The organism is Pseudomonas sp. GW460-12-10-14-TSB1 (assembly GCF_017349775.1).
Lineage (GTDB): Bacteria > Pseudomonadota > Gammaproteobacteria > Pseudomonadales > Pseudomonadaceae > Aquipseudomonas > Aquipseudomonas piscium.
Window position 1 is genome coordinate 39,405 of the sequence record NZ_JACNAC010000018.1, and the last position, 24,495, is coordinate 63,899.

The following is a 24,495-nucleotide window of genomic DNA, read 5'->3' on the forward strand; positions in this document are numbered from 1 at the left end:
CGCAGCCTGCGGCAGCGGCTACAGGTCGCGGTTACACGATACGGCACAAAAAAACCGGCCCTCACAGGCCGGTTTTTTATGCCTCGCTCACCTCACTCACGCAGATCCGACTCGTGGATCGGCTGGTCGCGATGGGTCGCGCGCTGGTACTGCGCCGGCCAGATCGCCTTGTGTCCGCTCAGGTCGTCGTCGGCATGCAGCGGCCAGTACGGGTCGCGCAGCAGCTCCCGGGCCAGGAAGATGATGTCGGCCTGGCAGGTGCGCAAAATGTGCTCGGCCTGGGCCGGCTCGGTGATCATGCCCACGGTGCCGGTGGCGATCCCCGACTCCTTGCGCACCCGTTCGGCGAAGCGGGTCTGGTAGCCCGGGCCGGTGGGGATCTCGGCATTGACCGCGGTACCGCCCGACGAGACGTCGATCAGGTCCACCCCCAGGGCCTTCAGGCGGCAGGCCAGCTCGACGGTTTCGTCCGGATTCCAGCCGTCCTCCACCCAGTCGGTGGCCGAAACCCGGACGAACAGCGGCAACTCTTGCGGCCAGACCGCCCGTACCGCCTCACACACCTGCAGGACCAGGCGAATGCGGTTATCGAAGGAGCCGCCGTACTGGTCGCGGCGCTGATTGCTCAGGGGCGAGAGGAATTGATGCAGCAGGTAACCATGGGCGGCATGCACCTCGACCACCTTGAAACCGGCGACCAGGGCACGTTTGGCCGAGTCGACGAAGGCCTGGACGATCGCGGCGATCTGCCCCTCGTCGAGCTGGGTCGGCGGCGTATGTTGCGGGTCGAAGGCAATCGGCGAAGGGCCTACCGGGATCCAGCCGCCCTCCTCGGGCTTGACGCTGCCATGCTTGCCCAACCACGGCCGATGGGTGCTGGCCTTGCGTCCGGCGTGGGCCAGCTGGATGCCGGCGACCGCGCCCTGGGCGGTGATGAAGCGGGTGATGCGTTGCAAGGGTGCGATCTGTTCGTCGTTCCACAGGCCGAGGTCCTGGGCGGTGATGCGCCCATCGGCGGTGACCGCCGTGGCCTCGGTGAAAATCAGTCCGGCGCCGCCCACAGCACGACTGCCGAGGTGCACCAGGTGCCAGTCATTGGCCAGTCCATCTACGCTGGAGTACTGGCACATGGGCGATACCGCGATGCGGTTGAGTAAGGTCAGTTGACGAAGGGTATAGGGTTCAAGCAGCAGACTCATGGGGCACCTCTCGATCAGTGGTCAGGCTCCAGGGTTCTGTTTGAAAAGTCGACGAGTGACTGGAAAGGAACAGCGCCCGCCCCCGCGGGAGAAAAAGGACAAGACGTCACAAGGCCAATCAAGCAGTGTTTAGAGACTAGTCGACAATGAGCAAGGAAGCAGGTTCCTGTGCCCGGATCAGGTCCTGCCCGCGATGGCGTCGTACCTGATGCACCGCGGCGCCTGCATCGCCGGCGTGCCATCAGCGCGGTTCGATATGGGCGATCATCAGTTGCACCGTTTCCTGACCACGGAACTCGTTGAGGTCCAACTTGTAGGCCAGTTCCACCCAGCGGATGGTCGGGTTCGGCCAGATATCGCGGTCGATGCCGAAGGCGATGCCGTCGAGCTTCACCGAGCCGCATTCGCTGCGCAGCACCACCTTGAGGTGGCGCTCGCCGACGACCCGCTGTTCCACCAACTGGAACACGCCATGGAACAGCGGCTCGGGAAAGTGCTGGCCCCAGGGCCCGGCATGGCGCAGGGCGCGGGCCAGTTCGAGGTGGAACTCTTCCACCGCCAGGGTGCCGTCCGACAGCAGGCGCCCAGTCAAGTCTTCCTCGCGCAGTTGGCGGCGCACCTCGGTGTCGAAGGCTTCGGCGAAGGCCGGGAAGTTCTGCTCCGGCAGCGACAGGCCGGCCGCCATGGCGTGGCCGCCGAACTTGCTGATCAGGTCCGGATGCTTGGCCGCCACCGCGTCCAGGGCATCGCGGATATGAAAGCCCGGCACCGAACGTGCCGAACCTTTGAGCATGCCCTCGCCGGCGTCGGCAAAGGCGATGGTCGGCCGGTGGTAGCGCTCTTTCAGCCGCGAAGCGAGGATCCCGATCACCCCCTGGTGCCAGTCGGGCTCGAACAGGCACAGGCCGAACGGCATCGACTCCACCGGCAAGTCCTTGAGCTGGGCCAGGGCTTCGCGCTGCATGCCCTGCTCGATGGATTTGCGATCCTGGTTCAACTCGTCCAGCTGGCTGGCCATTTCCCGCGCCAGGGCCATGTCATGGCTGAGCAGGCATTCGATGCCCAGGCTCATATCGTCCAGGCGCCCGGCGGCATTCAGCCGTGGGCCAAGGATGAAGCCCAGGTCGGTGGAGGTGATGCGCGACGCCTCGCGCTTGGCCACTTCGAGGATCGCCTTGATCCCCGGCCGCGCGCGCCCGGCACGAATCCGCTCCAGCCCCTGGTGCACCAGGATGCGGTTGTTGGCATCCAGCGGCACCACGTCGGCGACACTGCCCAGCGCCACCAGGTCCAGCAGTTCGCCGATGTTCGGCTGCGGCTTGGTTTCGTACCAGCCAAGGCTGCGCAGGCGAGCCCGCAACGCCATCAGCACATAGAAGATCACCCCGACACCGGCCAGGGCCTTGCTCGGAAACTCGCAGCCGGGCTGGTTCGGGTTGACGATGGCATCCGCCGTCGGCAACTCGTGGCCTGGCAAGTGGTGGTCGGTGACCAGCACTTTCAGCCCGGCCGCCTTGGCTGCCGCCACGCCCTCGACACTGGAGATGCCGTTGTCCACGGTGATCAGCAGCTGGGGCTGGCGCTCCAGGGCCACCGCAACGATTTCCGGAGTCAGGCCATAGCCGTATTCAAAACGGTTCGGCACCAGGTAATCGACATGGGCCGCGCCCAGCAGACGCAGGCCGAGCATGCCCACGGTACTGGCGGTGGCGCCGTCGGCGTCGAAGTCGCCGACGATCAGGATGCGTTCGCGCTGCTCCAGTGCGGTCACCAGCAGATCCACCGCCGCCTCGATGCCCTTGAGCTGCTGGAACGGGATCAACCGCGCCAGGCTCTTGTCCAGCTCGGCCTCGGACTGCACGCCACGGGCGGCGTACAGGCGGGTCAGCAACGGCGGCAGATCACCGAGAAACGGCAGGGTGGCGGGCAACTCACGAGGTTCGATACGCATGGGGTGACAGAAGCTTCTCTTCGATACGGGGGATACAGCGAAACAGCGCGCGGCGTGGCGAACTCAGCGCTCGCCCAACAGCCATTCCAGCTGGACTTCGTGCTGGCCACGATCGTCGGTGACGAAGATCGTGCCTTCGCTGATCATCACGTCCCACTTGATAACGCGCGGCATGTCCTTGGCCAGGACTTCCAGGACGTCCTGGGGCACGCCGGCGATATTGAGGTTCTTCAGGTTCTTCACCGCGTCCACCACCCGGGTCTGCCACACACGCAGGCTGCCGTAGGCCAGCAGGCTGGTGCGCTCGGTACGGCGCGAGCACCAGGTCAGGCGCTCGGCGTCCGGCTGGCCGACTTCGATCCAGTGCAGCACACGGTCGTCCAGGCTTTTTTCCCACAGGGCCGGCTCATCCACTTCCGACAGGCCGCGGCCGAACGACAGCTGCTCGTTGTACCAAAGGGCGTAGGCCAGCAGACGCACGGTCATGCGCTCTTCGGTTTCCGACGGGTGGCGGGCGATGGTTTGCTTGACGCTTTCGTACACCCCGCGATCGAGGTCAGTCAGGTTCAATTCAAACTTGTAGGTGGTAGACGGCTGGGCCATGGACGGGGCTTCTTGATACGAGGAAAGGCGGCAAGTCTAACCGATGCACGGGCCAATCCACGAATCGCGCACCATCATCCTTTGGCGAGGGAGCGCCGGGCTATGTTAAAACGCTCTACCGTCCAATCTTTGTCCTACAAGGATCTTCCATGCCGCTTACCGCCAAACCCCTTGCCGGCCTGAAAGTCGTCGAACTCGGCACCCTGATCGCCGGCCCGTTCGCCTCGCGCATCTGCGCCGAATTCGGCGCCGAGGTGATCAAGGTCGAATCGCCGGATGGCGGCGACCCGCTGCGCAAGTGGCGCAAGCTGTATGAAGGCACTTCGCTGTGGTGGTTCGTCCAGGCGCGCAACAAAAAGTCCCTGACCCTGAACCTCAAGCACCCGGACGGCCTGGAGGTGCTGAAGAAGCTGTTGGCGGAAGCCGACATCCTGATCGAGAACTTCCGCCCCGGGGTCCTGGAAAAACTCGGCCTGGGCTGGGACACCCTGCACGCGCTCAATCCCAAGCTGGTGATGGTGCGCCTGTCCGGCTTCGGCCAGACCGGGCCGATGAAGGACCAGCCCGGGTTCGGCGCGGTCGGCGAGTCCATGGGCGGGCTGCGCTACATCACCGGTTTCGAGGACCGTCCGCCGGTGCGCACCGGCATTTCCATCGGCGACTCGATTGCCGCCCTGTGGGGCGTGATCGGCGCGCTGATGGCCCTGCGCCACCGTGAGGTCAACGACGGCCAGGGCCAGGTGGTGGACGTGGCGTTGTACGAAGCGATCTTCGCCATGATGGAAAGCATGGTCCCGGAGTTCGATGTCTTCGGTTTCATCCGCGAACGCACCGGCAACATCATGCCCGGCATCACGCCCTCCTCCATTCACACCAGCGCCGATGGCAAGCACGTGCAGATCGGCGCCAACGGCGATGCGATCTTCAAGCGCTTCATGTTGCTGATCGGCCGCGACGACCTGGCCAACGACCCGGCCCTGGCCAGCAACGACGGCCGCGACAGCCGTCGCGACGAGCTGTATGGGGTCATCGATCGCTGGGTCAACTCGCTGCCGCTGGAGCGCGTGATCGAATTGCTGAACCAGGCGGAAGTCCCCGCCAGCCGCATCTTCAGCGCCGAGGACATGTTCAGCGATCCGCAGTTTCTCGCCCGGGAAATGTTCCTCCAGGCCAAGCTGCCGGACGGCAAGGCATTCAAGATGCCCGGCATAGTGCCGAAACTCTCGGACACCCCGGGCTCGTCCGAATGGGTCGGCCCCGCGCTCGGCGAGCACAATGCCCAGGTGCTGGGCGCCCTGGGCTACGACGAGCAACAGATCAAAGGCCTGCGTGACAACGGCGCGATCTAGTTTTGAAAACGATGCTTTTTACCGACAAGGATCAGCAGCCTGATGACCCCATGCCGTAGCAGGCGAATGATTCGTGGCATACGCCTGTTGTCGATGCTGCTGGTGCTCGGCGCCTGGTCACCGGCCAGCCAGGCCCGGGACAGGCTGGTCTGGGTGTTGCGCGACCTGCCGCCGATGACGATTTTCGAAGGTCCGCAAAAAGGCCGGGGCGTGATCGACCAGGCCCTGCCCGCGCTGCTGGCCAGCCTGCCGGAGTACGACCATCAGTTCGTGCACGTCAACCGCGCCCGGGCCATGCAGATGCTCCGGGAACTGCCCTTCGTCTGCGACCCGGCGCTGCTGTTCACCCCGCAGCGGGCGCAATGGCTGGCGTTTTCCATCACCACTTTTCGCATGTTCAGCAACGGTCTGGCGGTACGCCGCCAGGACCGTCCCGGCCTGCTGCCGTTTATCCATGACGGCCAGGTCGACCTGGGCGCGCTGCTGGTCAGCCCCCTGCACAATGTGGGCGTGGTGGCCGAACGCAGTTATGGCGAACCGATCGACAGCCTGCTCAAACAGGCTCCGCTCGGCACGCTGATTGCCCACTACGGCAACAGCGCCATCGGCAACCTGCTGCAGATGCAACGCCACGGGCGCCTGAAAGCCCTGATCGGTTACCAGACGGAAATTCGTTTCCAGGCACGACAGCAAGGCATCGACCCCGATGACCTGGAGTTCTACCCGATCCAGGGCATGCCCAAGTATCAATCGGTGAACGTCGGCTGCTCGAACACCCCGCAGGGCCGGCAGGCGGTGGAACGCATCAACCGGGCGCTGCTCGAACTGCGCCCGGACACTTTGCTGGAGCTTTATGCCCAATGGCTGGAACCGTCGCTGCGCGAGCAATACCGCAGCGATGCCCTGGCATTTTTCCATGACGCGCCGCAGCGCTAGAAAATCCGGGCAAAAAGAAACCCCGAGCAGTGGGGAGACGACTCGGGGTTAAACCTGGTCTGAAACCAGACCCGTGCAACAAGCGACAAGCACCGGAGCACAATGCTCGATCCTGTTGCCAAGGGTCTGACTGATGGGTTGAAGCGAAGGTTCCCGAAATTTTCCAATCAGCGTGCGCTGTCGAACGCCTTCTCCCGGGCCACATTGCGCAAGGCCGCGATGACACAGGGCTCCAGGCGACCTTCGGCGATCAATACGTCGCGATGCAGGCCGTCGACGACATCGGTCAACTGGCGCTTGTCGGTCAACTGGGCCTGACTGAACTCACGCTCGACCACTATGGCCCCCAAGGCATTCTTCAGGGTTACCAGGCATTCCCCCTGCGCGCGCGGGGTCAGAGTTACCTGATACGGGCTCAAAGCTTCACCCAACAATAGGCTGATACTTTCCATCTCGATCACCACTCAATAGCTGGAATTAAGGCTCGAATACACCAATGCCGGTAGCTTTCTGGCATTCAAGTGACCATCGCCCAGAGAAGAAAGTTCGCAACCGCTGGCGGTTGCCGACCTGAGTTGATCCAGCATGCCCGCAAAACATGACAGATAAAAAACAGCCCGTATCAGACTAGAATCGGCACTTCAAACCAGAAACGAACGCGAGGGTGCCGGCTGATTGATCAGCGCCTCGACCTTCTTGTAGCGCGATACCGCCTGTTGGCAGGAATAGCGCCGAGGGTCGATCCGCACCGGCATCGCAACCTGCTCCCGGGGCGGATTTTCAGGCCTTGTGCAGGTCTTTCTGGCAGGTGGGGGTGTGGCCATGGGGGCCCTCTCCTCGAGCGGTTGGCAAAGCCCGGCGGTGCAGCGATGACGGTTGCCCGGCTGCAGGGCCTGTCCGAAATGCTGCCTTCTCACCGGAGCGAGTCTTGAATCAAACATCCAATAAAAAACTGCGGATCGTCCTGGCCGACGATCACCCGATCTTCCTTATCGGCCTGCGGGCCGTGCTGGAGCGCGACGACAACCTGGAGATCGTCGGCGAAGCCAGCTCCCCGACAGCCCTCATCGAACTGCTGCAAAGCTGTCCCTGCGAAGTACTGGTCACCGACTTCATGATGCCGGGGGAACAGCAGAACGATGGCCTGCGCCTGATCGAGCAACTGCGCCGACATCACCCCGAACTGCCGATCGTGGTGGTAACCATGCTCAACAATGCCGGGCTGTTCCGCTCGATTCTCGACCTGGGCGTCATGGGCCTGCTGAGCAAGGCCAGCCTGGCCGATGAACTGCCGGCGGCGATCAGCCATGTGCGCCGGGACAAGGTGTTTGTCGCCCAGGCCATCCAGCAACTCCTCAGCCTGGCGGGCGAGGTCGGGCCGGACCGCTTGTTGTCCGGGGAACAGCTGTCGCCCCGCGAGCTCGAAGTGATCCGCCTGCTGGCGGCCGGGATGACGGTAGGGGAAATCGCCGCGAAGCTCAGCCGCAGCAAAAAGACCGTCAGCACCCAGAAGGTCAGCGCCATGCGCAAGCTCGGCCTGTCCAGCGCCGCGGCGCTGTACATCTACGTGCAGGAACACGGACTCGCCTGAGCGCGGGCTCAGCCGGCCTGTTCGTCGAGGTCGTCACGCAAGCGCCGGACGATCCACTGGCGCACGGCAACCGCACTCATGGGTTCGGCGATGAAGCAGCCTTGCAGGCGCGCCTGCCCCAGCTTTTTCGCCGCCTGGTAGTCGGCGGCGCTCTCGATACCAGCCAGCACCAGGCCCAGCGACATGCGCCGGGCCATGCTCATGGCGCCGGCCACCACCGCCGACTTGCGCTCATCGGCCGCCAGCCCGCAGACGAAGGCCGGCGGGATCTTCAGCTCGGTGAACGGCAGCTCCAGCAAACGCTGCAGGCTGGTGCCACCGGTGCCGAAGTCGCCAATCGACAGCTTGCAGCCGATCATGCGCAGGCGCAGCAGGGCCTCCACATGGGCGGTATCGGTTTGCAGCTCGGTGGTCTCGACGATTTCCAGGGTCAGCAGGCGTGCCGGTACTTCAAAACGGCGCAGCAGGGCTTCCAGCTGGCGCGCGAAGTTCGGCAGTTCCAGCATACCCACCGGGATGTTCACCGAGATCGCCAGCGAACGGCCCATGACCAGCCGCACCCCGGCCGACAGCTGCATGGCCTGCTCCAGCATGAGCCAGGTGAAGGCTTCTTCCAGCCCGGCGAACTCGATCACCGGCAGGAACTCGGCGGGCAGCATCAAGCCATGCTCCGGGTGCTGCCAGCGCGCCAGCGCCTCGACGCCCTGGACCTCGCCGTCCTGGCTGACTACCGGCTGAAAGTGCGCGACCCCATGGCGCAGTACCGCCGCCTGCCCTTCCTCGGCAGTCGGCACTTCAGGCTGGAATACATCCAGCCCCAGGGTTTCGCGCACCTGGGCCAGCGACAAGGCTTGCGGGCCCGGCTCGAAACATTGCTGGTACAGGCTCAGCAGTTCATTGACCACGGTGACCGAGGCCGGCTTGGGCAGGCAGCCCAGCACATTCAGGCCCTGCTGCCGGGCCATGGCCGCCGCGCCTTCGCGGACATCCGCTTGCGCATCGCTGAGAATGATCAGCGCCTTCGCCCGTTGTTGCTCCGCCAGGTAACGAATCAGTTCCAGCCCGTCGGCCTGCTCCAGGTACAGATCGCAGATGGCGATGTCCACCGGCCCCTTGCTGTCCAGGGATTGCCGGGCGGCGGCAACGCTTTCGGCGTTCAACACGTTGAACACGCCGTTGGCGTTGAGCATCTGGTGCAGGGCCATCAACTGGAACGAATTGTCTTCTAGAACGAGCACTTTCAACGAGTGCATGCAACGACCTCCGATACGGCAAGAGCGGCGAGAATCCGCAGCGGGCCGGTACGTTAATCGCAGAGGGCAGGTCGCCCCATAAGACAAGTCTTAATCGCTACCCAGGTGCGGCTCGATATCGCTGCGCAAGCAGCCGATGGCCTCCTTAAGACGCAGCCAGTGCTCCGCCAGCTCCGCCGTCGAGCGGGCCCGGGCAACGGCCTCCAGGTCGATGCAGACCTGGGCCAGCGGCAGCGCATCGATCAGGCAGCACACCCCTTTCAGGCGGTGCGTGGACGCACCGATACGCGCCCAGTCCTGCTCCAGCACCGCCGATTCCAGGGCCGCCTGCTCCTGCCCCAGGTTGTTCCACAGCTCGCGCAGCATGCGTTGCAGGATCGGCTCGTCGGCCTGGGTCATGGTGCGCAGGGTCTGGATGTCGAAGGACGGCGGCGGCAAGAAGCGCGCAAGCATCTGCGCCAGCCGGTCCAGAGTCACCGGCTTGACCAGCAGTTCATCCATGCCGGCCTGCTCGCAGCGCTGCTGTTCATCCTCGAAGGCATTGGCCGTGCAGCCGATCAGCGGGCAGGCGTCGCGCCCTTCCCGGGCCTCGATCTCACGTATCGCTTCGCTCAGCTGATAACCGCTCATGCCCGGCATGTGGCAGTCGGTCATCACCAGGTCGAACGCCTCGCCCTGCCAGCGCGCCAGCGCCGCCTCGGCACCGTCGAGCGCCACCACCTTGTGCCCGAGGAACATCAGTTGCTGGCTGAGCACCATGCGATTGGCCCGCACGTCATCGACCACCAGCACCGACATGCGACGGCTCTGCGGGCGCTCGCTGGTCACCTGGGGCGACTGGCTGAAAGCCTCGACCACCTGTTCCGGGTAGAGTTCGAGGGTCACGGTGGTTCCCACGCCGGGTTGGCTTTGCAGCAGAATACGGCCACCCATCAGCTCCACCAGTTGCTTGCAGATGCTCAGGCCCAGGCCGGTTCCGCCCTGCTCCGGCGTCGTCTGCACATGGGCCTGAATGAACGGATCGAACAGGCTCGCCTGCTTCTCCGGGCTGATACCCGACCCAGTGTCGGCCACGCCGATGCACAAGCGGTCGGCGCCATGTTCGTCGGCCTGGCGCTCCACGGATACCCGCACCTCGCCGGCCTGGGTGAACTTCAGGGCATTGCTCAGCAGGTTGTGCAGCACCTGGCGCAGGCGCAACGGGTCGAGCCAGTAGAAGCCATCCGCCGCCTTGTCGAAGGCCAGCGTCAGGTGCAGCCCCTTGTTGCGCGCGGTGACCTCGAACAATTGCTGTATGTCTTCGAAGAAGACTCGCAGGGCCACCGTCTGCGGCGCCAGCTGCATGTGCCCGGCCTCGATCTTGGCCAGGTCGAGGTTGTCGCCCATCAGGCCGACCAGCTCCTGCGCCGACTGATAAGCCACGCGCAAGGCATCGGAAAACGGCATGCCGCGCAGGCGCGCCTGTTCCTTTTCCAGCTCCAGCAAACCGATGATCGCGTTCATCGGCGTGCGAATCTCATGACTCATAGTCGAGAGAAAGGCGCTCTTGGCGTAGTTCGCCCGATCCGCCGCGCGACGCGCCTCCAGCAACTCCTCCTCGAGACGCTTGCGCTCGGTGATATCGATCCAGCCCCCCAGCAGCCCCTGCAAATCGCCCTGGGCACTGTAGAACGGCACCGTCCATTGGTAGACCTGCACCGGGCCGTTCCTGGACTCGATCTGACGGTCGACGAACACCGGCTCCTGGGTCTCCAGCTGCTCCAGGAGCTCGCGGTGCAGCTGCCGGGCCGTGGCCTCGGGCAGGACGTCCAGCTCGGTCAGGCACAGCCCCTTGATCTGTTCCAGTTGCATGCCGGTCTGGGTTTCGTAGCTTTTGTTGCAGGTGATCAGGCGTCCGGCCAGGTCGCGGACGAAGATCGGGTTGGGGATGCCGTCGAGCAAGGCGCGCTTGAACGCCAGCTGGTCGTTGAGCCGTTGCTCGGCCTGCAGGCGCTGGCGGATCTGCCCCTTGAGCCGGGTGTTCCAGGCCAGGGACAACAGGCCGAACAGGATGGCGGTGAAGGTGACCCAGTAGATCCACACCGGCACCCGCTGCCACATGGGCACCGGCACCGGCGTCACCCCCAGCCATTTCAGGCGGATGGCGCTGAGCTCGGCCACCGGGAAGGCTTCCAGGGCCTTGTTCAGGATACTCAGTAGCTCGGGCTGGTCCCGGCGCACCGACAACTCGTCGGCCGACCACTTGCCCTCGACGCTGCGGCCGATGCGCAGCCCGTTCGCCGGGTAACCCTGCACCTCGACTTCGTTCTGGATGGTCGCGTCGGCCTCGCCGCTGGCCACCAGGGCCCGCGCCTCCAGGTAGGTGTCGACCAGACGCAGGTGGACCTTCGGGTAGTTCTGCCGGACGTAACTCTCCAGCGCATGCTTGGCCGGAAGCGCCAGCACCTTGCCGGCCAATTGGTTGAAGGTATTGAGCTGGATGTCGTCGGCGCGGACCACGAACACCCAGGCCGAGCCGCCAAAGGCATGGGTGAAGTCGAGGAAGCCACAGCGCTCATCGTTGGCCGACAGCGTGGTGTTCATCTGCGCCCGGCCCTTGAGCAGCAGGTCCAGGGTGTGGGCCGTGGAGAAGGTTTCCTCCTGGACGAACTGCAGGCCGGTCATGCGCGAAATCCGGCTGAGCAGGTCGATGTTCAACCCGGCCCACTGGCCGTCCTTGTCCTTGAACACGTAGGGCGGAAACTGCTGGGACGCCACCACCACATGCTGATGTTCGAGCAGCCAGGCGCGCTCCTGCTTGCTCAGCTTGATCCGCTCGTCGCCGGTGCTGGCGCCCAGCCCGGTGGTCCAGCGGGCCAGAATCTCCCGCCGCGTGGAGTCGTCGATACTCTGTAGCGCCTGTTCGATCAGGCGGCCGAGCAGCGGGTCGGTCTGGCGCGTGGCGAAAGCAAAGCCGATCGGCGGCAGCCGGCTTTCAGTGCGGACCTGCAACCCCAGGTAAGGGCGCAGCGCCTTGTAGGCACGGACGATCACTTCATTGCCGATAAAGGCATCGACATCCCCCTGTTTCAGGGCTTCCAGACCGCTGTACAGATTGGGCGAAAGAATGATCTGGCTGTTGGGATAGGCCGCATGGGCGATCTTGGCGTCCGCATAGCCCTCCAGCAGCACCACTTTCTTGCCGGCCAGGTCTTCGGGCATTTCCGCCTCGTCCCTGCGCACCACCACGACCGCGCGGTCGGGCATGTAGTCACTGGAAAAATGCAGCCCCACGGCACCACGCTCGTAACCGTTGGCGCTGGTCAGGATATCGATCGCCCCCGTGCGCAGCGCCTCGACCGCCTGTTCGCGCTCGGAGAACCCCAGGACTTCCAGGGACACACCCAGGCGTTCGCCCACCAGGCTCAGGTAGTCGGCGCTGATGCCCTGGTAACGGTTGCGGTCGCGGGTGATATCGATCGGCTGGTAGTCGTCGATCGAAATGCCCACCTTCAAGGTGCCATGGCCCGCCAGCCATTGCCGTTCGGCCGGGGCCAGGGTGAGCGGTTGCAGCTCAACGAAGGCCGGCACCAGCTTGAAGGGCAGGTTCTGCGCCGCCATCAGGCACGGAGCCAGGGACAGCATCGCCAAAACCATCAATGTGCGGAAAACCGGGCGCAGCAACATAAGCATCCTGTGAGTGATCCTCGACGCGGCGTCGCTCTGTCCTTGTGCTCTTTCCTTGAGCCCCGTCCTTAGAAGCCGCGCGCGATAAACAGCCTGTGTATAAAAAGACAAGGCCCGTCAGAGACGGGCCTTGTTGACGATCGATGTCACTCGATCAGAGCGGTTTGCCGCGATTGCCGTGCTGGCTGACGAAGGCCTGGACGGCTTTCAGGTCGTTGGCCAGGACGGTGCAACGCTCTTCGCGCTGGAACAAGTCGGACAGGTGCGCCGGCAATTCCAGGGCCTTGCCGATCCCGGCCTGCTCCACCGCTTCCGGGAACTTCACCGGATGCGCGGTGCCCAGCACCACCATCGGGATGTCCAGGCTGCGACGGCACTCACGGGCGGCTTTGACGCCGATCGCGGTGTGCGGGTCGAGCACTTCGCCGGTCTGGGCGAAGACTTCGGCGATGGTCTCGCAAGTCTGGGCGTCGTCCACGGCCAGGGAATCGAACAGCTTGCGGGCTTCGGTCCAGCGCTCCTGCTCGACGCTGAAACCGCCACCTTGCTTGAAGGAATCCATAAGCCCGGCCAGCGCGGCACCGTTGCGACCGTGCAGGTCGAACAGCAGGCGCTCGAAGTTCGACGAGACCATGATGTCCATCGACGGCGACAGGGTGGCGTGCAGGGTTTCCTTGACGTACTGGTTGCCGCTCATGAAGCGGTGCAGGATGTCGTTGCGGTTGGTGGCGACGATCAGCTGGTTGATCGGCAGGCCCATGTTGCGGGCCAGGTAACCGGCGAAGATATCGCCGAAGTTGCCGGTCGGCACCGAGAACGCCACCGAACGCGCCGGGCCGCCCAGCTGCAGGGCCGCGTGGAAGTAGTAGACGATCTGGGCCATGATCCGCGCCCAGTTGATCGAGTTCACCGCCACCAGGCGAGTGCCCTTGAGGAAGCCCTGGTCGGCGAAGCTGGCCTTGACCATTTCCTGGCAGTCGTCGAAGTTGCCTTCGATGGCGATGTTGTGGATGTTCTCACCGAAGATGGTGGTCATCTGCCGGCGCTGCACTTCGGACACACGGTTGTGCGGGTGCAGGATGAAGATATCGACGTTGTCGCAACGCTTGCAGCCTTCGATGGCGGCCGAACCGGTATCGCCGGAAGTGGCGCCGATGATCACCACGCGCTCGCCGCGCTTCTCCAGCACGTAGTCCAGCAGGCGACCCAACAGTTGCAGGGCGAAGTCCTTGAACGCCAGGGTCGGGCCGTGGAACAGCTCCAGGACCCACTCGTTGCCGTTCAGCTGGCGCAGCGGGGCAATGGCGTTGTGGGAAAACGCACCGTAGGTTTCCTCGAGGATTTTCTTGAAGTCGGCATCCGGAATGCTGCCGGTGACGAACGGGCGCATTACCCGGAAGGCCAGCTCGTGGTATGGCAGGCCGGCCCAGGAAGCGATTTCCTCCTGGGTGAAACGTGGCAGGTTTTCCGGTACGTACAGGCCACCGTCGCTCGCCAGGCCGGCCAGCAGGACGTCTTCGAAATTCAGGGCCGGTGCCTGGCCGCGGGTGCTGATGTAACGCATGACTGGCTCCTCTAAAAAGAGTTCTCAAGCGGGAGCCGCCGGGGCTCCCGCAACGAAGCGGATTAGTTCAGGTGCTCGACGCGGATCCGTACGACCGGACCGACCACGCCCTGCAGGGCTTCCAGCGCGGTGATCGCATCGTTGATGCGCTGTTCCACCACCCGGTGGGTCAGCAGGATCATCGGCACCAGGCCGTCGTGTTCCTCGACCTCTTTCTGCATGATCGACTCGATGTTGATGCCGCGCTCGGACAGGATGCTCGCCACCTGGGCCAGTACGCCCGGGTGATCCTTGGCCTGGATCCGCAGGTAGTAGGCACTTTCGCAGGCCTCGATCGGCAGGATCGGGTGCGCCGACAGCGAGTCCGGCTGGAAGGCCAGGTGCGGCACGCGGTTTTCCGGGTCGCTGGTCATGGCGCGAACCACGTCCACCAGGTCGGCGATCACCGACGAAGCGGTCGGCTCCATGCCGGCGCCGGCGCCGTAGTACAAGGTCGAGCCGACGGCGTCGCCGTTGACCATCACCGCGTTGAACACGCCATTGACGTTGGCGATCAGGCGATCGGCCGGGATCAGCGTCGGGTGCACGCGCAGCTCGATGCCGGCATCGGTGCGGCGGGCCACGCCCAGGTGCTTGATGCGATAGCCCAGGGCCTCGGCGTAGTTCACGTCGGCGGTGGTCAGCTTGGTGATGCCTTCGGTGTAGGCCTTGTCGAACTGCAGCGGGATACCAAAGGCGATGGACGCCAGGATGGTCAGCTTGTGCGCCGCGTCGATGCCTTCGACGTCGAAGGTCGGATCGGCTTCGGCGTAACCCAGGGCCTGGGCCTCGACCAGCACGTCTTCGAAGGTGCGGCCCTTCTCGCGCATTTCGGTGAGGATGAAGTTGCCAGTGCCGTTGATGATCCCGGCCACCCAGTTGATGCGGTTGGCCGACAGGCCTTCGCGGATCGCCTTGATGACTGGAATACCACCCGCCACGGCGGCCTCGAACGCCACGATCACACCCTTCTCACGGGCCTTGGCGAAAATTTCGTTACCGTGTACGGCGATAAGCGCCTTGTTGGCGGTGACCACATGTTTACCATGCTCGATGGCCTTGAGTACCAGCTCGCGGGCAACGGTATAGCCGCCCATCAGCTCTATGACGATGTCGATCTCAGGGTTCGTGGCCACTTCGAACACATCGTTGGTAATCGCAATACCGGTCGTTTGGAACTGAGGCTTTGGCGTGCGCATGGCAATTTGTGCCACTTCGATTCCACGCCCGGCACGACGAGCAATTTCCTCGGCGTTGCGCTGAAGTACATTGAAGGTACCGCCACCGACGGTACCCAGCCCACAGATGCCCACTTTGACCGGATTCACTCTGAACTCCCCATGAAACGGCCGACACTAGGTCGGCCGTGGAAAACAGCCGCAAACCACACGGCTCTCTATTAATGACGCGTCGGCCACAACCGCTGCGCCATGATCGTCAAAGGCTCGACGACGCAGGATTATTTCGCGCCCAGCGCCAGTTTGGCGACTTGTGGCGCAGGCTGGTAGCCCGGAATCACTTGGCCGTCGGCCAAAACGATGGCCGGCGTACCGTTCACACCGATCGACTGGCCCAGGGCGAATTGCTTGGAAACCGGGTTGGCGCACTTGGCGGCCTTGATTTCCTTGCCGTCGACCATCTTGTCCATGGCCGCTTTCTTGTCGGCCGAGCACCAGACCGCCTGCAACTGCTCGTCGCCCGGCGAACCCAGGCCCTGGCGCGGGAAGGCGACGTAACGCACTTCCACGCCCATCTTGTTCAGCTCAGGCACTTCGGCGTGCAGCTTGTGGCAGTACGGGCAGGTGGTGTCCGTGAAGACGGTGATGTGGGTCTTGGTCTCGCCGATGGCCGGGTAGACCACGGTTTCAGCGACCGGAATGGCGTTGATCAGCTTGGCCACGCCCAGGCGCTCGGTTTTTTCGGTCAGGTTGACCGGCTTGCCGTCCTTGAGCTGGAACAGGTAGCCCTGCATCACGAACTGGCCGTCGGCGCTGGCGTACAGCACGCGGCTGCCCTTGAGCTTGACTTCATAGAGGCCAGGCAGCGGGCTGGCGCTGATGCTTTCTACCGGGACTTCGAGCTGCAGGCCCTGGAGGCTTTTACGAATCGCTTTTTCGGCGGCGTCATCGGCCATAACAAAGGTACTGGCCAACGCAATGGCTGCGGCGGCGATAATCTGGGTCACGCGCATTGGGAACTCCTGAAGGCGGACAAATGGGACGGTCAGAACGCCCGTACTGGAACACCGGGTCATAACGGCCCACTTTGCAAACCGGCAAAGCCTACCACATAAGGCCCGCCTGGCGGGCTCCCGCTGAGCCAAGCCGGTCATTTGCCGATCAGCGCGGAGCCGCTGCCGGGTCGTGACCGACACCTCACTCAACCGCGGGGATGGTGCTTGGCGTGCAGGTCCTGCAAACGGGCCCGGGCGACATGGGTGTAGATCTGGGTGGTCGACAGGTCGCTGTGGCCAAGCAGCATCTGCACCACCCGCAGGTCGGCGCCGTGGTTGAGCAGATGGGTGGCGAAGGCGTGCCGCAAGGTATGGGGCGACAGCGACTTACCGATCCCGGCGACCTTGGCCTGATGCTTGATCCGGTGCCAGAAGGTCTGCCGGGTCATCTGCTCGCCGCGCAGGCTGGGGAACAGCACATCGCTGGGCCGCCCGCCGAGCAGCTCGCCACGGGCATCGCGCATGTAGCGCTCGACCCAGACAATCGCTTCCTCGCCCATCGGCACCAGACGCTCCTTGCTGCCTTTGCCCATCACCCGCAGCACGCCTTGGCGCAGGTTGACCTGCTCCAGGGTCAGGCTGATCAGCTCGGTGACCCGCAGGCCGCAGGCATACAGGACCTCAAGCATGGCGCGATCGCGCTGGCCGATAGCCTCGCTGAGGTCGGGAGCGGCCAACAGGGCTTCGACATCAGCCTCCGACAGGGACTTGGGCAACGGCCGCCCCAACTGCGGCATGTCGACTTGCAGCGTGGGGTCCACGGCGATCAGTTTTTCCCGCAGCAGGTAACGATAGAAGCCACGCACCCCGGAGAGAAAACGCGCAGTCGAACGCGGCTTGTAGGCTTGCTCCACCCGCCAGGCGAGGTGGTCGAGAATCAGCTCGCGGCCGGCATTCACCAGCTCCAGCCCCTTTTCCTGTAGCCAACCGTTGAACAACGCCAGGTCGCTGCGATAAGCCTCGCGGGTGTTGTCCGAAAGGCCCTTTTCCAGCCATAGCGCATCGAGGAAACGGTCTATCAGGGGATGGTCGATGGCGGGCATAAATACTCGAAAGGCACGGGCTTGAGGCCGGGCGCAAATAAATAGTGAACTGTGCAGAGGGTCGCTAGTCTTTCATAGCCCGCTATTTCAAGGAACAGGGAGCTTCAATGAACGAGCAACAGATTCTGTTGGCCTTTGGCGGCATAGGCGTGGCGGCAGTAGGTTGCCAGTGGCTGGCCTGGCGCCTGAAACTGCCGGCCATTCTGTTCCTGCTGTTGAGCGGCATTCTCGCCGGCCCGGTCCTGGGCTGGCTCGACCCACAAGAGTTGTTCGGACCGCTGCTGATGCCCCTGGTGTCGCTGGCGGTGGCCTTGATCCTGTTTGAAGGCAGCCTGACCCTGCACCTGTCGGAGTGGCGCGAGATCGGCAAGGTGGTGCACCGGCTGGTGACCATCGGCGCCCTTTCGACCTGGGCGGTGATCACCCTGGCCACCCACTGGCTGCTGGGTTTCGACTGGCTGCTGGCGCTGCTGTTCGGCACCCTGACCCTGGTCACCGGGCCCACCGTGATCGTGCCCATGCTGCGAGTGGTTCGGCCCAAGGCGTCGATCGCCAATATCCTGCGCTGGGAAGGCATCGTCATCGACCCGATCGGCGCCCTGCTGGCGGTGGTGGTCTACAGCTTCATCATCGCCAGCGCCGAGGGCCAGGGCCTGCAGCACAGCCTGATGACCTTCGGCGGGGTGATCCTCTGCGGCAGCCTGTTCGGCATCGTCGGCGGCTGGGTGCTGGGCACCATCATGCGCCGCCAGTGGCTGCCGGAGTACCTGCACAACCTGGCCACGCTGGCGGCGGTGCTGGGTATCTTCATCGGCGCCAACCAGGTGATGCATGAGTCCGGCCTGCTGGCCGTGACCCTGATGGGCATGTGGATGGCCAACATGAAGGACGTCGACGTCCGGCACATCCTGCACTTCAAGGAAAACCTCAGCGTGTTGCTGATTTCCGGGCTGTTCATCCTGCTGGCGGCGCGCCTGGACCTCAATGCGCTGATCGCCCTGGGGCCGCTGGTGTTGATTCTGCTGCTGGTGATCCAGTTCATCGCCCGGCCCTTGAACGTGCTGCTGTCCACCGCCGGCTCCAACCTGAGCTGGCGCGAACGGGCCCTGCTGGCCTGGATCGCGCCCCGGGGCATAGTCGCCGCGGCCGTCTCGGCGATCTTCGCCATTCGCCTGGACCAGGCCGGCCATGAAGGCGCGTTGCTGCTGGTGCCGCTGACCTTCGCCGTGATCATCGGCACCGTGGTGCTGCAAAGCGCCACCGCGCGGCCGCTGGCCCGCCTGTTGAAGGTCGCGGAGCCGGCGCCGAGCGGTTTCCTGATCGTCGGGGCGAACGCTCCGGCGCGGACCATCGGCAAGGCCCTGCAACAACTGGGCAGTCGCGTGCTGCTGACCGATTCGAGCTGGGAAAACATCCGCGCCGCGCGCATGGACGGCCTGCCGACCTACTTCGGCAACCCGGCGTCGCAGCATGCCGATGCCCATCTGGACCTGGTGGGGCTTGGCCATCTACTGGCACTGTCGCCCTCCGGCGAACTGAACACCCTGGCCTCCATGCGCTTCCGTCATGACTTCGGCCATCAGCGCCTGTTCGGCCTGGCCAACAGCCAGGAAAGCCGGCGCACCGACAAACATCGGGCCAGCCATGAACACCGCGGGCACCTGCTGGGCAGCGAGGCGCTGTCCTACAGCAAACTGGCCAGCCTGCTGGGACAGGGTGCGGAGCTGTACAGCACCAACCTGACCGAGGGTTTTGGCTGGGAGGATTACCAGGCGCTGCATGGTGAGCGGGCGACCCTGCTGTTCGCTCGCGACAGCAGCGGCTGGGTGCATGTGGTGACGCCGGACAGCGCCCTCAAGCCCGCTGCGGGCTGGACCCTGGTGGCGTTGATTCAGAAGGATACGACGGCGGGCTGACGCGTACCCTGGGCAAGCTCGCGCCTGTAGCTGCGAGCTTGCTTTTGATCAACCCGCTATCAGTCCGCAAACCCCGGCAGCACTGGCACCGGGCGCTTGTCGTCATCGATGGCGACGAAGCTGAACAGGCCATGGATGGCCTTCTCCCGCCCATCACAACTCATGCTCTCGACGAAGACTTCAACCTCGACCTTGAGGCTGGTGTTGCCGACCTTCACTACCCGTCCCACCAACTCGACGATGGAGCCCGCGGCAATCGGGTGATTGAAGTCGATACGGTCGGTGGACACGGTGACCAGCGGCAACCGGCAGAAACGGGTCGCGGCGATGAACGACACTTCGTCCATCCAGGCCAGCGCCGTGCCGCCGAACAGGGTGTTGTGGTGGTTGGTGGTCGACGGGAATACCGCCTTGGTCACGCGGGTGACCGACAGCTCGGTCCGGCGTTGGATTTCTTGCTCGCGGGGGCTCATGGTTCTACTGCCTGAAACACAATTCGGGGGTAAATGACGGGCAACAAAAAAGCAGCCCGTAGGCTGCTTTTTTCTGCATCGGAAGCTGGACTTAAGCCAGTTTTTCCTTGATGCGAGCTGCTTTACCCGACAGGTCGCGCAGGTAGTACAGCTTGGCTTTACGCACGTCACCGCGACGCTTGACAGCCATGCTGTCGATTTGCGGGCTGTAGGTCTGGAAAGTACGCTCTACGCCAACACCGTTGGAGATTTTACGAACGGTGAATGCACTGTTCACGCCGCGGTTACGCTTGGCGATTACAACGCCTTCGAACGCTTGCAGACGGGAACGATCGCCTTCCTTCACTTTCACCTGAACGACAATGGTGTCGCCCGGGGCAAAGGCTGGGATCTCTTTGGTCATCTGCTCTGCTTCGAGTGCAAGAATGATTTTGTTGGTCATGCTGTGCTCCTAAGGTAAATCGTCGGATCTACCATCGATACGTTGTTAACTATCGTCCCGCTCGCGGATGTATTCCTCGAGCAGCTTCTTCTCTTCTCCAGAAAGCGAGCGGCTTTCCAGAAGATCGGCGCGTCGTTCATAGGTCCGACCAAGGGACTGCTGTAAACGCCAACGCCGGATGTGTGCGTGGTTGCCACTCAGCAACACGTCGGGAACACGCTGATCCGCATACACCTCCGGTCGGGTGTAGTGCGGGCAATCCAGCAGACCATCCGTGAAGGAATCTTCCTCCGCGGAATCCGCATGCCCTAAAGCTCCGGGCAGCAGTCGCGTAACCGCATCAATCAGGACCATCGCCGGCAGCTCGCCACCGGAGAGTACATAGTCGCCAATCGACCACTCTTCATCGACATGAGCTTCAATAAAACGCTCGTCAATGCCTTCATAACGACCGGCAATCAGGATCAATGCATCCTCATTCGCCAACTCGCGAACCGCCGACTGAGTCAGTTTGCGGCCTTGGGGCGACAGGTAAATCACCTTCGCGCCCTCCCCGGCTGCCTGCCTGGCCTGAACCAGAGCATCTTCCAGGGGCTTGATCTTCATCACCATGCCCGGGCCACCGCCAAATGGGCGATCGTCCACAGTGTGATGTCGATCCGTGGTGTAGTCTCGCGGATTCCAACAGGTCAGCTGCAAGAGCCCCTGTTTCACCGCGCGGCTGGTTATGCCGTAGTCGCTGATGGCGGAAAACATCTCGGGAAACAAACTGATCACTTCTACGCGCAGGCTAGCCACGTTCAGAAGTCCGCGTCCCAATCCACCTTCATCTCGCCCGCTGCCAGGTCGACGGCCAACACGCATTGCTCGGTATAGGGCAACAGGCGTTCGCGATCATCCAGGCTGCCAGCGCAAGGCTTGACCACCATTACATCGTTCGAGCCGGTCTCCAGCAGGTGATCGATCTTCCCGAACAGCTGTCCGTGAGTGTCGATGACCTTGAGACCTTGCAGCTCGTACCAGTAGTACTCGCCGTCGGTCAGTTCAGGGAACAGGTTGCGCGGCACGCAGATCTCATAACCGGCCAGAAGACGCGCTTCTTCACGATCATCGAGACCCTTGAGCTTTGCGACCAGGAATTTTTCATTCCCGCGTCCGCTGACCAGCTCAACCTGTTTCACGCTACCTTCGCGCTTGAGCGTCCAGGTTTTGTAATCCAACAGGTTTTTAATCGGATCAGTAAAGGAATAAACCTTCACTTCGCCGCGAACGCCGTGAACAGAGTAGATTTTGCCGATAACGATCAAATCATCAGCAGGAGCAGGCGTCGCGTTCATAGGGTTCAGGCTGCAGCCTTAGCCGATTCCTTCAACAGCTGAGCAACGCGCTCAGACGGTTGTGCACCAACGCTCAGCCAGTAGGCTACGCGCTCTTGGTTCACGGACAGGCGGACTTCTTGACCACGAGCGATCGGGTTGAAGAAGCCAACTTGTTCTTTGTGCGAACCGTCGCGTGGGTTGCGGCTGTCGGTCACGGTCAAGTGGTAAAACGGGCGCTTTTTGGAGCCGCCAAGGGCAAGACGGATTGTTAGCATGTGAACATCGTTCCTGTAGTCGGTGCTGCAAATCTAAATGCACAGCGGGCATGGGTGCCCGAAAGGCCGCATATTCTAAGGAATATCCGGACTTTTGCAAATGACTTTTTCCGGCGCCTACCGGCTGCCATCCAGATTTGCTATAGGGCCGTTGGCAACAACGGCGAGTCAGCTCCCGCCAAACGCGGGTTTGCTGGAGGTCCCGCGTCCCCGCGGGAAACGCCGGCATGGCTGCCGGCGCGGATTCTTCAGATCTTCGGCATGCCGCCGCCGGGCAACATTCCGCCCATGCCGCGCATCATTTTCGCCATTCCGCCCTTGGCGGAGAATTTCTTCATCATCTTCTGCATCTGCTTGTGCTGCTTGATCAAGCGACCGATGTCCTGCACCTGGGTGCCGGAGCCCATGGCGATCCGGCGTTTGCGCGAACCGCTGATCAGCTCAGGGTCGCGGCGCTCGGCCGGGGTCATGGAGTTGATGATGGCTTCCATCTGCTTGAACTGCTTCTCGGCCGCGCCTTGGGCATTGCCCATTTGCGCCAGGTTCACGCCACCGATATTCGGCAGCTTGTCCATCAGGCCACCGAGGCCGCCCATGTTCTTCATCTGTTGCAGCTGATCGCGGAAGTCTTCGAGGTCGAAGCCTTTGCCTTTTTTCAGCTTCTTGGCCAGCTTGTCGGCTTTTTCCTTGTCGAGGGTCTGTTCGGCCTGCTCGATCAGGCTGAGCACGTCGCCCATGCCGAGGATGCGCGAAGCGATACGCTCAGGGTGGAACGGCTCGAGCGCTTCGCTCTTCTCGCCCATACCGATGAACTTGATCGGCTTGCCGGTGATCGCACGCACCGACAGCGCGGCACCGCCACGGGCATCGCCGTCGACCTTGGTCAGGATCACGCCGGTCAGCGGCAGTGCGTCGCCAAAGGCCTTGGCCGTGTTGGCGGCGTCCTGGCCGGTCATCGCGTCGACCACGAACAGGGTTTCCACCGGCTTGACCACCGCGTGCAACGCCTGGATCTCGTCCATCATGTCGGCGTCGATGTGCAGACGACCGGCGGTGTCGACGATGACCACGTCGATGAACTTGAGCTTGGCTTCCTTAATAGCCGCTTCGGCGATCGCGACCGGCTTCTGGCTCAGGTCGGACGGGAAGAAGGTCACGCCAATGTCGTTGGCCAGGGTTTCGAGCTGCTTGATCGCCGCCGGACGGTAAACGTCGGCGGACACCACCATCACGCTCTTCTTCTTGCGCTCTTTAAGGAAGCGCGCGAGCTTGCCGGCGGTGGTGGTCTTACCGGCGCCCTGCAAACCGGCCATCAGCACGACGGCAGGCGGTACGGCGCTCAGGTTCAGGTCTTCGTTGGCCGCGCCCATCAGGCTTTCGAGTTCGGCCTGGACGATCTTCACGAACGCCTGGCCCGGGGTCAGGCTGCGCGACACTTCAGTGCCGACGGCACGTTCCTTCACCGAGTTGACGAAGTCCTTGACCACCGGCAGGGCAACGTCGGCTTCGAGCAACGCCATGCGCACTTCGCGCAGGGTGTCTTTGATGTTGTCCTCGGTCAGCTTGGCCTTGCCGGTGACATGGCGCAGCGTCTGCGAGAGACGGTCGGTTAGGTTTTCAAACATGCGCGATCCTTTCAGGCCCTAAGTAGACCGAGGTAATGGCGGCTCGGGCCCCTTATATAAAGAGGTGCTCCGTGGGCAGGTCGCGGATTATAGCGAAGACTGCGTGCGGCGCACAGCCGCCGTCTGGTTGCGCGGTCTTTCGTGTTTTGGCGGTTCTATGCCAAACTCAACGACTTTCGGGCTTGCCTAACAGGATTTATGCTCCCCTTGTCACCCAGCTTGCTAACCACTCTCGCCGCCGCCTGTCTCTATGCCGCTGCGACCCTCTATCAAGGCACTCGTCTGGCTCAAGCCGCCAAGACGAACAAGCGCCTGCTGGTCTCGCTCGGCATCCTTGCCCTGCTCGCCCACAGCGCCAGCCTGCTGACCCACCTGATGACGCCCGTGGGCCTGGGCCTGGACTTCTTCAGCGCCGCCAGCCTGATCGCCGCCGCGGTGATTGCCCTGACCCTGCTGGCCTGCTCGCGCATTCCGGTGGAGAACCTGCTGGTCCTGCTGTTTCCGCTGGGAGCGCTGACCGTGCTGCTGGCGCAGTTCGTGCCCACCGGCACGGTGCCGGTGATCGACGAAGAACCGGGCATCCTCGCCCATATCCTGCTGTCGATCCTCGCCTATGGCATGTTCACCATCGCCGTGTTCCAGGCCCTGTTGCTGCTGGTGCAGGACCACCAGCTCAAGCACAAGCACCCGTCCGGGCTGATCAAGAACTTTCCGCCGCTGCAGACCATGGAAAGCCTGCTGTTCGGCTTCCTCTGGGCCGGCTGGACCCTGCTTTCTCTGTCGCTGATCTCCGGCTGGCTGTTCGTCGAGAACCTGTTCGCCCAGCACCTGGTGCACAAGACCCTGCTGGCGTGCCTGGCCTGGGTGGTGTTCAGCGTGCTGCTGTGGGGCCGCAACCGCCTCGGCTGGCGCGGACACAAGGCGATTCGCTGGACCCTGGCCGGTTTCTGCCTGCTGATGCTGGCGTACTTCGGCAGCAAGCTGGTCCGTGAATACATCCTGCACATCTGACGAGCGG

Annotated in this window: 22 protein-coding genes; 5 read left to right on the plus strand and 17 right to left on the minus strand. The window is 63.3% G+C overall.

Annotation, left to right across the window (positions count from 1 at the left end; genetic code table 11):
• Positions 1-92 precede the first annotated feature (92 nt).
• The 3 genes from J4D52_RS13400 to J4D52_RS13410 all read right to left on the minus strand — a co-directional run bounded on the left by J4D52_RS13400 (position 93) and on the right by J4D52_RS13410 (position 3,753).
• Positions 93-1,199, minus strand: a complete 1,107-nt coding sequence (locus J4D52_RS13400) for an NADH:flavin oxidoreductase/NADH oxidase (protein ID WP_102677737.1) — start codon at positions 1,197-1,199, stop codon at positions 93-95.
• Between the two features lie 241 nt (positions 1,200-1,440).
• Positions 1,441-3,150, minus strand: a complete 1,710-nt coding sequence (recJ, locus tag J4D52_RS13405; RefSeq protein ID WP_025806567.1) for a single-stranded-DNA-specific exonuclease RecJ — start codon at positions 3,148-3,150, stop codon at positions 1,441-1,443.
• Positions 3,151-3,213: 63 nt separating this feature from the next.
• Complete coding sequence (locus J4D52_RS13410; RefSeq protein WP_025806566.1) at positions 3,214-3,753, minus strand: YaeQ family protein; 540 nt, start codon at positions 3,751-3,753, stop codon at positions 3,214-3,216.
• A 149-nt stretch (positions 3,754-3,902) separates the two neighbouring features.
• Between J4D52_RS13410 and J4D52_RS13415 the strand changes: the two genes are divergently transcribed.
• Positions 3,903-5,102, plus strand: coding sequence for a CaiB/BaiF CoA-transferase family protein (locus tag J4D52_RS13415; protein ID WP_102677738.1), 1,200 nt, complete (start codon positions 3,903-3,905; stop codon positions 5,100-5,102).
• Between the two features lie 66 nt (positions 5,103-5,168).
• Complete coding sequence (locus J4D52_RS13420) at positions 5,169-6,038, plus strand: TIGR02285 family protein (RefSeq protein WP_371860321.1); 870 nt, start codon at positions 5,169-5,171, stop codon at positions 6,036-6,038.
• Between the two features lie 167 nt (positions 6,039-6,205).
• Here J4D52_RS13420 and J4D52_RS13425 read toward each other — a convergent pair whose 3' ends face one another.
• Together J4D52_RS13425 and J4D52_RS13430 are read right to left on the minus strand one after the other, a co-directional pair.
• Positions 6,206-6,490 (minus strand): DUF3509 domain-containing protein, encoded by a 285-nt coding sequence (locus J4D52_RS13425; protein ID WP_007923026.1) that lies wholly within the window; start codon positions 6,488-6,490, stop codon positions 6,206-6,208.
• 189 nt (positions 6,491-6,679) lie between these two features.
• Positions 6,680-6,862, minus strand: a complete 183-nt coding sequence (locus tag J4D52_RS13430; protein ID WP_124302525.1) for a hypothetical protein — start codon at positions 6,860-6,862, stop codon at positions 6,680-6,682.
• A gap of 104 nt (positions 6,863-6,966) precedes the next feature.
• Here J4D52_RS13430 and J4D52_RS13435 point away from each other — a divergent pair, with 104 nt between their 5' ends.
• A complete protein-coding gene (locus tag J4D52_RS13435) occupies positions 6,967-7,629 on the plus strand; it encodes a response regulator transcription factor (RefSeq protein WP_025806563.1) in 663 nt (220 codons plus the stop codon).
• A gap of 8 nt (positions 7,630-7,637) precedes the next feature.
• On the opposite strand, the gene J4D52_RS13440 is transcribed toward J4D52_RS13435, so the two are convergent.
• The 6 genes from J4D52_RS13440 to xerD form a co-directional block, all read right to left on the minus strand.
• The gene (locus J4D52_RS13440; RefSeq protein ID WP_063428531.1) at positions 7,638-8,882 is read right to left on the minus strand and encodes an EAL domain-containing protein; all 1,245 of its coding nucleotides are present in this window, start codon (positions 8,880-8,882) and stop codon (positions 7,638-7,640) included.
• Positions 8,883-8,972: 90 nt separating this feature from the next.
• Positions 8,973-12,548, minus strand: coding sequence for an ATP-binding protein (locus J4D52_RS13445; protein ID WP_102677739.1), 3,576 nt, complete (start codon positions 12,546-12,548; stop codon positions 8,973-8,975).
• Positions 12,549-12,702: 154 nt separating this feature from the next.
• Positions 12,703-14,112, minus strand: coding sequence for a threonine synthase (thrC, locus tag J4D52_RS13450; RefSeq protein WP_025806560.1), 1,410 nt, complete (start codon positions 14,110-14,112; stop codon positions 12,703-12,705).
• 62 nt (positions 14,113-14,174) lie between these two features.
• Complete coding sequence (locus J4D52_RS13455) at positions 14,175-15,479, minus strand: homoserine dehydrogenase (protein ID WP_007927672.1); 1,305 nt, start codon at positions 15,477-15,479, stop codon at positions 14,175-14,177.
• 131 nt (positions 15,480-15,610) lie between these two features.
• A complete protein-coding gene (locus J4D52_RS13460; protein ID WP_025806559.1) occupies positions 15,611-16,342 on the minus strand; it encodes a thioredoxin fold domain-containing protein in 732 nt (243 codons plus the stop codon).
• A 188-nt stretch (positions 16,343-16,530) separates the two neighbouring features.
• The gene (xerD, locus tag J4D52_RS13465; protein WP_016702737.1) at positions 16,531-17,427 is read right to left on the minus strand and encodes a site-specific tyrosine recombinase XerD; all 897 of its coding nucleotides are present in this window, start codon (positions 17,425-17,427) and stop codon (positions 16,531-16,533) included.
• A gap of 107 nt (positions 17,428-17,534) precedes the next feature.
• On the opposite strand from xerD, the gene J4D52_RS13470 reads away from it, so the two are divergent.
• Complete coding sequence (locus J4D52_RS13470) at positions 17,535-19,343, plus strand: sodium:proton antiporter (RefSeq protein ID WP_063428525.1); 1,809 nt, start codon at positions 17,535-17,537, stop codon at positions 19,341-19,343.
• Between the two features lie 59 nt (positions 19,344-19,402).
• On the opposite strand, the gene J4D52_RS13475 is transcribed toward J4D52_RS13470, so the two are convergent.
• The 6 genes from J4D52_RS13475 to ffh form a co-directional block, all read right to left on the minus strand.
• Complete coding sequence (locus tag J4D52_RS13475; RefSeq protein WP_025806556.1) at positions 19,403-19,816, minus strand: acyl-CoA thioesterase; 414 nt, start codon at positions 19,814-19,816, stop codon at positions 19,403-19,405.
• A gap of 91 nt (positions 19,817-19,907) precedes the next feature.
• Positions 19,908-20,258 carry a 50S ribosomal protein L19 gene (gene rplS / locus J4D52_RS13480; protein WP_009047143.1) on the minus strand — a complete coding sequence of 117 codons (351 nt, stop codon included), beginning with the start codon at positions 20,256-20,258 and terminating at the stop codon, positions 19,908-19,910.
• A gap of 45 nt (positions 20,259-20,303) precedes the next feature.
• Positions 20,304-21,056, minus strand: coding sequence for a tRNA (guanosine(37)-N1)-methyltransferase TrmD (gene trmD / locus J4D52_RS13485; RefSeq protein WP_007927678.1), 753 nt, complete (start codon positions 21,054-21,056; stop codon positions 20,304-20,306).
• A 2-nt stretch (positions 21,057-21,058) separates the two neighbouring features.
• A complete protein-coding gene (rimM, locus tag J4D52_RS13490) occupies positions 21,059-21,595 on the minus strand; it encodes a ribosome maturation factor RimM (RefSeq protein WP_025806555.1) in 537 nt (178 codons plus the stop codon).
• Between the two features lie 5 nt (positions 21,596-21,600).
• Positions 21,601-21,852 carry a 30S ribosomal protein S16 gene (gene rpsP, locus J4D52_RS13495; RefSeq protein ID WP_007927680.1) on the minus strand — a complete coding sequence of 84 codons (252 nt, stop codon included), beginning with the start codon at positions 21,850-21,852 and terminating at the stop codon, positions 21,601-21,603.
• Between the two features lie 248 nt (positions 21,853-22,100).
• Positions 22,101-23,477: a signal recognition particle protein gene (gene ffh, locus J4D52_RS13500; RefSeq protein ID WP_063428523.1), complete on the minus strand. Its 1,377-nt coding sequence runs from the start codon at positions 23,475-23,477 to the stop codon at positions 22,101-22,103.
• 198 nt (positions 23,478-23,675) lie between these two features.
• Here ffh and J4D52_RS13505 point away from each other — a divergent pair, with 198 nt between their 5' ends.
• Positions 23,676-24,488 carry an inner membrane protein YpjD gene (locus J4D52_RS13505; RefSeq protein WP_007927682.1) on the plus strand — a complete coding sequence of 271 codons (813 nt, stop codon included), beginning with the start codon at positions 23,676-23,678 and terminating at the stop codon, positions 24,486-24,488.
• Positions 24,489-24,495: the final 7 nt, after the last annotated feature.